Origin of the sequence: Cellulomonas septica, from assembly GCF_012396155.1 — a bacterium.
GTDB classification, from domain to species: domain Bacteria; phylum Actinomycetota; class Actinomycetes; order Actinomycetales; family Cellulomonadaceae; genus Cellulomonas; species Cellulomonas septica.
In genome coordinates this window covers 1-8,090 of record NZ_JAAXOY010000098.1, presented here as the reverse complement: position 1 = coordinate 8,090, position 8,090 = coordinate 1, and the positions used below count along the sequence as shown (strand labels likewise).

General features: G+C 74.5%; 8 protein-coding genes and 2 riboswitches. Of the genes, 3 read left to right on the top strand and 5 right to left on the bottom strand.

The genetic code is table 11. The features are described 5' to 3' along the window. The coding region (locus HGA02_RS05935; RefSeq protein ID WP_168678230.1) for an aminotransferase class V-fold PLP-dependent enzyme at positions 1 to 931 on the bottom strand (931 nt) is incomplete at its 3' end. 41 nt (positions 932 to 972) lie between these two features. Next, positions 973 to 1,087, bottom strand: a riboswitch (SAM riboswitch). Positions 1,088 to 1,207: 120 nt separating this feature from the next. Further along, positions 1,208 to 1,302: riboswitch (SAM riboswitch) on the top strand. Positions 1,303 to 1,308: 6 nt separating this feature from the next. On the opposite strand from HGA02_RS05935, the gene HGA02_RS05930 reads away from it, so the two are divergent. Then, complete coding sequence (locus HGA02_RS05930; protein ID WP_168678229.1) at positions 1,309 to 1,722, top strand: rhodanese-like domain-containing protein; 414 nt, start codon at positions 1,309 to 1,311, stop codon at positions 1,720 to 1,722. A gap of 11 nt (positions 1,723 to 1,733) precedes the next feature. Beyond that, positions 1,734 to 2,990, top strand: a complete 1,257-nt coding sequence (locus tag HGA02_RS05925; protein WP_343035307.1) for an O-succinylhomoserine sulfhydrylase — start codon at positions 1,734 to 1,736, stop codon at positions 2,988 to 2,990. A gap of 3 nt (positions 2,991 to 2,993) precedes the next feature. Here HGA02_RS05925 and HGA02_RS05920 read toward each other — a convergent pair whose 3' ends face one another. Further along, on the bottom strand, positions 2,994 to 4,706 hold the full coding sequence (locus tag HGA02_RS05920) for a glycoside hydrolase family 88 protein (protein ID WP_168678228.1): 1,713 nt from the start codon (positions 4,704 to 4,706) through the stop codon (positions 2,994 to 2,996). 246 nt (positions 4,707 to 4,952) lie between these two features. On the opposite strand from HGA02_RS05920, the gene HGA02_RS05915 reads away from it, so the two are divergent. After that, positions 4,953 to 5,408: a hypothetical protein gene (locus HGA02_RS05915; RefSeq protein ID WP_168678227.1), complete on the top strand. Its 456-nt coding sequence runs from the start codon at positions 4,953 to 4,955 to the stop codon at positions 5,406 to 5,408. Between the two features lie 72 nt (positions 5,409 to 5,480). Here HGA02_RS05915 and HGA02_RS05910 read toward each other — a convergent pair whose 3' ends face one another. The 3 genes from HGA02_RS05910 to HGA02_RS05900 all read right to left on the bottom strand — a co-directional run bounded on the left by HGA02_RS05910 (position 5,481) and on the right by HGA02_RS05900 (position 7,949). Then, positions 5,481 to 5,831: an ankyrin repeat domain-containing protein gene (locus HGA02_RS05910; protein ID WP_210728225.1), complete on the bottom strand. Its 351-nt coding sequence runs from the start codon at positions 5,829 to 5,831 to the stop codon at positions 5,481 to 5,483. A gap of 64 nt (positions 5,832 to 5,895) precedes the next feature. After that, on the bottom strand, positions 5,896 to 7,542 hold the full coding sequence (locus tag HGA02_RS05905; RefSeq protein WP_168678225.1) for an ABC-F family ATP-binding cassette domain-containing protein: 1,647 nt from the start codon (positions 7,540 to 7,542) through the stop codon (positions 5,896 to 5,898). A gap of 38 nt (positions 7,543 to 7,580) precedes the next feature. Further along, complete coding sequence (locus HGA02_RS05900; protein WP_246247477.1) at positions 7,581 to 7,949, bottom strand: TetR/AcrR family transcriptional regulator C-terminal domain-containing protein; 369 nt, start codon at positions 7,947 to 7,949, stop codon at positions 7,581 to 7,583. Between the last annotated feature and the right edge of the window lie 141 nt (positions 7,950 to 8,090).

Below are 8,090 nucleotides of genomic sequence, written 5' to 3'. Positions count from 1 at the left end.
CGAGCCGGTCGCACGCCTCCGCGAGCGCGATCGCGCCGATGACGTTGGGCGACCCGGCCTCGTGCCGCGCGGGTGCGGGCTGCCAGACGGTCCGGTCGGCGCGCACGTCGCGCACCGCACCTCCCCCGGCGAGGTACGGCGTGCCGGTGTCGAGCCAGTCGCGGCGGCCGACGAGCGCACCCGCGCCGAAGGGCGCGTACGTCTTGTGGCCGGAGAACGCGACGTAATCGGCGCCGGTGCGGGCGAGCGAGAAGCCGCGGTGCGGGACGAGCTGCGCGCCGTCGACGGCGACGCGGGTGCCCTCGGCGTGCGCGAGCGCGACGACCTCCTCGATCGGCAGCGACTCGCCGGTCACGTTGGACGCGCCCGTGATCGTCAGGAGCGCGTACGGCTGGGTCGCGAGCTCGGCGCGCAGCGCGTCGAGGGTCTCGGCGACGGTCCGGCCGATCGGCAGGATCGTCGTGGTGTTGCCGTGCCGCTGCGACGACTGCACCCACGGCAGCAGGTTGGCGTGGTGCTCGACGTCGAGGACGAGGACCTTGCCGCCCGCAGGGACGACGCCCGCGAGCAGGTTGAGCGAGTCGGTCGTGTTGCGCGTGATGATCGCGACGTCGTCGGGGCGCGCGTCGACGAACCGCGCGATGCTCTGCCGCGACGACTCGTAGAGGGCCGTGGACACCTGCGACAGGTACCCGGCGCCGCGGTGCACGGACGCGTACAGCGGCAGGACCTCGGTGACGCGCGCGGCGACGGACTCGAGCGCGGGGGCGCTCGCGGCGTAGTCGAGGTTGGCGTAGACCCGCTGGGTGCCGTCGACGAGCGGCACGGTCGTGTCGCCGCCGACGACGGGCAGCAGGGCGGGGACGGGCTCGCGGGTCGACACCGGGGCGTCGACCTCGGCACAGGACGTGGTCTCGGCGATGACGGACATGGTGCTCCTCACGGGTCCGTGGGACCCGGCACCGACGGCCGGCCCCGCGCTTGCCGTCCGCCGGTCAGCGGTCGGCCTGGTCGTCACCCGGGGCACCCCACCGCGGAGGAGGGTTGCCGGCCAGCGAGCCGGGGCTTCGCGCTGGCGCTCATGACCTGACGACGAGGGTTCCGTCGGCGGCCGGGATGTGTCAACGGGACACGTCGGCCGTCTCGGATGACGGGACGGGATGTCCACTCCTTGGCGCTGCGACGTCCGGCGCGCGTAGCATCGCGCCAACCATCCAGAGCGGCCGAGAGATCTGGCTCGACGACGCCGCAGCAACCCCCCGGTCCGCCGGGCGAGGGTGCTACCGCCAGGACCGATGGAGGATCGCGATGCCGTACGCCGGTGACCTGACCCCGCAGCAGGCGTGGGACCTGCTCGCGTCCGACGAGCGCGCCCTGCTCGTCGACGTGCGCACCGACGCCGAGTGGCGGCTCATCGGCGTGCCCGACGCCACCGGGATCGGCGGCCGTGCGGCGCTCGTCGAGTGGACGACCCCGCAGGGCCTCAACCCGCGGTTCGTCGACGAGCTCGCCGAGGCGGGCCTGACGCCCGGCGACGAGCGGCCCGTCGTCTTCCTGTGCCGCTCCGGGGTCCGCTCGGTCGCCGCCGCGCAGGCCGCGACCGCCGCCGGGTTCGGCCCCGCGTACAACGTGCTGCGCGGGTTCGAGGGGGACGTCGGCCCCGACGGTCAGCGCGGGCACGTCGGGTGGCGCGCCGAGGGTCTGCCCTGGACGACGCTGTGACCGCCGACCGCGTGCCGGGCCGGGTGCCCGGTCCCGGCGACTGGGACGACCGGTCCGTCGACCGCTCGACGCTGCGGCCCGACACGCTCGCCGTGCGCGGCGGGCTCGTGCGGTCCGAGTTCCAGGAGATGTCCGAGGGCCTCTTCCTCACCCAGGGGTACGTGTACGACTCCGCCGCGCAGGCCGAGTCCGCGTTCGCGGGCGACGTCGACCGGTTCCTCTACTCCCGCTACTCCAACCCGACGGTGTCGACGTTCGAGGAGCGCCTGCGCCTGCTCGACGGCGCCGAGGCCGCCTACGCGACCGCGACCGGCATGTCCGCCGTCTTCACGGCCCTCGCCGCGCTCGTCCAGCAGGGCTCGCGCATCGTGTCCGCCCGCGCCCTGTTCGGGTCGAGCGTCGTGATCTTCGACGAGATCCTCGCCAGGTGGGGCGTGCGCACCGACTACGTCGACGGGCACGTGCTGACGCAGTGGGAGGAGGCGCTCGCGACGCCGGCCGACGTCGTGTTCTTCGAGACGCCGTCGAACCCCATGCAGGACCTCGTCGACATCGCCGCCGTGTCCCGCCTCGCGCACGCCGCCGGTGCGACCGTCGTCGTCGACAACGTCTTCGCGACGCCCGTCCTGTCACGCCCGCTCGACCTGGGCGCCGACGTGATCGTCTACTCCGCGACCAAGCACATCGACGGCCAGGGCCGCGTCCTCGGCGGCGCGATCCTCGGCTCCGCCGAGTACGTGCGCGGACCCGTCCAGACGCTCATCCGCAACACCGGCCCGTCGCTGTCCCCGTTCAACGCGTGGGTGCTGCTCAAGGGCCTCGAGACGATGTCGCTGCGCGTGCGCCACCAGGCGGCGTCCGCCCTGGAGCTCGCCGGCTGGCTCGAGCAGCACCCGGCGATCGCGTCCGTCCGCTACCCGTTCCTGCCGTCGCACCCTCAGCACGACCTCGCGCGCGCGCAGCAGACCGGCGGCGGCACGGTCGTCACGCTCAACCTGCGGGTCCCCGAGGGCGCGACGCCCGACGTCGCGAAGAAGACCACGTTCGCGTTCCTCGACGCGCTGCGGATCATCGACCTGTCGAACAACCTCGGCGACACCAAGTCGATCGTCACGCACCCCGCCACGACGACGCACCGCAAGCTCGGACCCGAGGGCCGCGCCGCCGTCGGGATCGCCGAGTCGACCGTCCGCCTGTCCGTCGGGCTCGAGGACGTCGAGGACCTCCGCGACGACCTCACCCAGGCCCTGGACGTCGCGGCGGGCTGAGCGTCAGCCCGGGCGGCGGGCCGTGAGGTCGTCGACCGTCACGACGAGCGGTGACGGGGTCGCGTCAGCGCTGAGGTAGGTCGTGAGGCCGATCGCGCCGCGGGCCTGCAGGGCGGCGGTCGTGTCGGTGACGGTGACGTGCCACGCGGAAGGCTCGACGGCCCCGTCCTTCCACACCTTCACGCGGAGGGTGGTCGGCGCCGCACCGACCGCCTGCACGCGGATGCGCACGCGGTCGGCCGCCGCGACGACCAGGCCCGGCACGGCCACCGCGCGCAGCGTCGTCCCCGAGCGCTGCGCCTGCGCCTGGACGGTTCCCGTGCTGCTGACGACCGCGCGACCGGTGTACGTCGCGCTGCCGACCTGGCGTGCGACGAGCGCGAGGTAGAGGCTCCGGCTGGTCGGGCGCGTGAACGCGAAGGTGGCGGTGAGATCGGTGTCCTGCGACGAGACGCCCGCCAGGTTCGCGTACCGCGTGTGGCCGGCGGGCGTGCGGACGCGGGCGACCGCGCCGTCGACGGAGAAGTCCACCGGGGCGACGGGCGTCGTCCAGGTGCCGCCGACCTCCGCCGTGCCGAGCCCGTTCGTCGCCGTGCGCGTGAACGGGTCCGCCGCGAGGTAGCCGTCGAGCCGCGCGACCTCGGTCGCCGCGAGCGCGAACGCGCCGACGCAGTACGCGATCGACGTCGTCGTGCTGGGTGCGGCCGGCTGGTCACCGACGAGCTGGCAGTTCGACACGAACCCGGTGCTCGTGAGCGAGATCGTGGAGAGCCCCTGCCACGCGCGCAGGACGACCGGCAGGTAGGTCGCGGCGTCGAGCAGGCCGGAGCGGATGCCGTACGCCATCGCGTACGTGAACAGCGCGGTGCCGCTCGTCTCGGGCGCCGGGTACAGCGACGGGCTCAGCAGGTGGGAGCGCCACATCCCGTCGGCACCCTGCAGCGGCACCAGGCGGGCGGCCATGCGCTGCAGCATCGCCCGGTACTCGGCGGCCTGCGGGTCGGTGGTCGGCAGGACCATGAGCGTGCGGGCCATCGCCGCGAGCACCCAGCCGTTGCCGCGCGACCAGAACACCTTGTGCCCGAGCGCGTCCCGCTGCGGGACGAACTGGCAGTCGCGCCACCACAGGCTCTCGGTCGGGTCGAACAGGCCGGTGTGGCCGCATCCGCGGCGGTACGTCGTGAATCCGTCGTCGCGCAGGTACGTGTAGAGCTGCGCGTGCTTGGCCGCGTAGGCGCTCTGACCCGTCCGGGTCGCCCAGCGTGGCCAGAGCGGCAGGCCCATGAACATCGCGTCGATCCACCAGTACCGGTCCGCGGGCAGGGCGAGGTCCGCGGCCATGAGGGCGTCCGACGGTGCCAGGTCCGCGGCCATGCCGCGCGCGGCCATGTCGTACCAGACCTGGATCGCGGCACGGCTGTCCGGGTTGGACGTCGGGCTCGGCGGCGCGTCGCCGGTCCACGCGTTCCGGTCGCCCCACGCCTGGAGCCACTGGGCGTAGGTCGCGTCACCGGTCTCGCGGTGCAGCGCCTCGACGGCCATGAAGTACGGCGCCCACCGCCAGCCCGCGGCGGCAGTCGCTCCGCCGTCGGTGGCGTAGAAGCGGTCGACCGCGAGCCGTGCCGCCTGCACGACCGACGCCCGCGACGGTGGCGTCGGGGCCGCGGCGACGGCGGGGTGCGGGACGAACGCCACGACGGCCACCAGGACCCCCACGACGAGCACCGTCAGCGCGCTCGCCCTCGCTCGGACGCGTCCCACCGCCTGGGGACTCGTCGACGTCGTCGTCCTGGACCTGTTCATCGCGCGCCGCCTCACGGACCGCGGACCACTGGACCTCCCACGACCGTACGACCGTCCGAGGCCCCTGCCCAGGTGACCGAGGACCCTCCTCGTCGCGGAGCGACCGCCGGGCACGGCGTGACGTTCAAGGACCGCAGCCGCACTGCCGATGACCTGCGCATGCGTGCTCCGCGGCCGGTGTTCGTCGTCTCGCTCGCCGTCGTCGCCGCCGGCGCGGTGGCGGCCGTGACCGTGCCCGGTGTCCTGCGGGCCGTCGACGGGCACCTCCGGGCGGAGGCCGTCGAGCGCGCGGCCGCCCTGCCCGCGCCCGACGGGGCCGTCGAGCAGACCGGGTGCCACGCCGACGACCTCGTCGCGTGCTGGGGCGTCGACCGGGCCGTCAGCGACGTCGCCGCCGACCTCGCCGCCGGGCTCGGCGCCACCGGCAGCGGCACGCTCGAGCAGGACTGCTCGCCGACGCTCGTCGCACCCGACCTCGAGTCCGACACCTGCCACGTGTTCCTGCGCCTCGAGCGCGGTCACGGGGTCTTCGCGTTCGTCGACCCGACCGTCGACCGCGACGACGACGGCACCTTCGTCGTGACGGGAGCGTCGGTCTCGCTCAGCGCCTGGTGACGGCGTGCACCCTCGACGGTCCGGTCCAGCCCCGCAGCCGACCGGCGCGTCGCAGGAGGGTACCCATGCGTGTCAACGCACGGTCCCGGTGGCACGCCCGTCCGGGCCTGCGCCGGGGCGCACGAGCGGCTCCATGACCGCGACGGCGAGCCAGTGCCCCCGCAGCCGCGCCGTGTGCAGCGCCGAACCGGCCCCGCCGGGAACCGGTGAGGCGAGGGGGTCCGCACCGCGCGCGAGGAGGTAGGCCGTCAGGTCCACGTGGAGCGGCTCGCCGGTCTGGGTGTGCGCGTCGATCTCGACGTCGACCGCGTGCTGGAGCAGGGTCAGGCCGCCGTCGACCTCCTCGACGTCCGCGCCGTCGTCGAGCAGCGTCCGCAGGCGTGGGAGGTCCCCGTGCTCGACGGCGTCGTGCGCAGGTGTCATGGCGGACATCCCACCAGGTCCGCGCGCGCCGCGGAGCCACCTCGGCGGTGCGTGCTCGGCTCGGTCAGTCGGGCGCGACCTCGGTGACGCGGCCGTCCTCGACGTGCCAGCGGCGCGTGAGGCGGACGGTGTCGAGCATGCGGCGGTCGTGCGTGACCAGCAGGACCGTGCCGTCGAACGACTCCATGGCCTGCTCGAGCTGCTCGATCGCGGGAAGGTCGAGGTGGTTGGTCGGCTCGTCGAGCACCAGCAGGTTGACGCCGCGGGCCTGGAGCAGCGCGAGCGCGGCACGGGTCCGCTCGCCGGGCGACAGCGACGCGGCCGGGCGGCCGACCTGGTGACCCGCGAGGCCGAACTTGGCGAGCAGCGTCCGCACGTCGGCGGTCGTCCAGTCCGGGACCTCGCGCGCGAACGCGTCGCCGACGGGTGCGTCGCCCTCGAACGCGGCCCGCGCCTGGTCGACCTCGCCGACGAGCACGCCGGGGCCGAGCGCCGCGCTCCCGTCGTCGGGCGCGACCCGGCCCAGGAGCAGCGCCAGCAGCGTCGACTTGCCGGAGCCGTTCGGGCCGGTCACGGCGACGCGGTCCTGCCAGTCGAGCTGCAGGTCGACCGGTCCGAGCGTGAAGTCGCCGCGTCGTACCACCGCGGCGCGGGCCGTCGCGACGACCGCGCCCGACCGGGGTGCCGCGGCGATGCTCATGCGGAGCTGCCACTCCTTGCGCGGCTCCTCGACGACGTCGAGCCGCTCGATCATCCGGTCCGTCTGGCGCGCCTTCGCGGCCTGCTTCTCGGACGTCTCGCCGCGGTGGTGCTTGACGTTCTTGTCGTTGTCGGTGGCCTTGCGGCGCGCGTTGCGGACGCCCTTCTCCATCCACGCGCGCTGCGTGCGCGCCCGGGCCTGGAGCGCGTCGCGGCGGGCCGCGTAGTCCTCGAACGCCTCGCGCGCCTGGCGACGCGCGGTCGAGCGTTCGTCGAGGTACGCGTCGTAGGAGCCGCCGTAGGTCGCGACGCGCTGCAGGCTGCGGTCGATCTCGACGACGCGCGTCACGGTCCGGGCGAGGAACTCGCGGTCGTGGCTCACGACGACGACCGGCGCCTGCACGCGGTCCACGAACTCCTCCAGCCGGTGCAGGCCGTCGGTGTCGAGGTCGTTCGTCGGCTCGTCCAGCAGGTACAGGTCGAACCGGGACAGCAGGAGCGCCGCGAGCCCGACGCGCGCCGCCTGCCCGCCCGACAGCGCGGTCATCGGCAGGCCGAGGTCGACGGTCAGGCCGAGGTCGTCCGCGACGACGCCGAGCCGCGCGTCGAGGTCCGCGCCGCCGAGCGACATCCACCGCTCGAGCGCCTCGGTGAACCGGTCGTCGGCGCCGGGCTCCTCGGCCGCGAGCGCGTGCGACGCGTCGTCCATCTCGGTCTGCGCGGCGGCGACGCCGGTGCGTCGCTCGAGGAACGTGCGGACCGTCTCGTCGTCCTTGCGCTCGACCTCCTGCACGAGGTAGCCGACCTGCGCGGTCGGCGGCGACAGGCTGACGGTCCCGGACTCCGGCGCGCGGCTGCCCGCGAGGATGCGCAGCAGCGTCGTCTTGCCCGCGCCGTTCGGCCCCACGAGCCCGACGACGTCACCGGGGGCGACGACGAGGTCCAGACCGGAGAACAGCTCGCGGTCGCCGAAGGCGGCCGACACCGCGCGGGCCTGCAGGGTCGCACTCATGCGCCCATCCTCCCCGACCGCGGCGGACCGGTCCGGCGTCAGCGGGCGGCGTCGACGAGCACCGCGATGCCGTCGAGGAGCCGGGCGAGGCCGAACTCGAACGCGCGGTGCGGGTCGTACGCCGCCTGGTTGGCCTCGCCGGCGACGGGTCCGACGCGCGCGACGGTCGGGTAGGCGTCGGCGTCGAAGACCTGGTCGACGTAGGGGGCGGTCGCCTCCCACCACTGCTCCTCGCTGATGCCGGTCACCTGCTCGGCCTGCGCGCGGTCGAGCACGCCGCGCGCGGCCCCGCCGACGAACCCGTTCACGAGCGTGACGACCGCGTCCATCGTGACCTCGTCGAGGCCCGTGCCGTCGACCGCGCGGAGCTCGACCTCGTACTTCGCCATGACGTTCGGGCCGAGCATCGCGGCCTCGACTCACCGCTCGGCGACCGCCTGAGGCGTGTCCGAGCGTTTCCGGCGTCGACCGGTGATAGCGCGCACGTTATCGTCGTCTCCGTGGACGACTTCGGTGGGCGGCTCCGTGAGAGGCGCGAACGACGAGGG

Bases quoted from the DNA above. Each gene is read 5' to 3' on its own strand.
- HGA02_RS05930 (WP_168678229.1), top strand. From the start codon at position 1,309: ATGCCGTACGCCGGTGACCTGACCCCGCAGCAGGCGTGGGACCTGCTC.
- HGA02_RS05915 (WP_168678227.1), top strand. From the start codon at position 4,953: ATGCGTGCTCCGCGGCCGGTGTTCGTCGTCTCGCTCGCCGTCGTCGCC.
- HGA02_RS05910 (WP_210728225.1), bottom strand. From the start codon at position 5,831: ATGACACCTGCGCACGACGCCGTCGAGCACGGGGACCTCCCACGCCTG.
- HGA02_RS05905 (WP_168678225.1), bottom strand. From the start codon at position 7,542: ATGAGTGCGACCCTGCAGGCCCGCGCGGTGTCGGCCGCCTTCGGCGAC.
- HGA02_RS05900 (WP_246247477.1), bottom strand. From the start codon at position 7,949: ATGCTCGGCCCGAACGTCATGGCGAAGTACGAGGTCGAGCTCCGCGCG.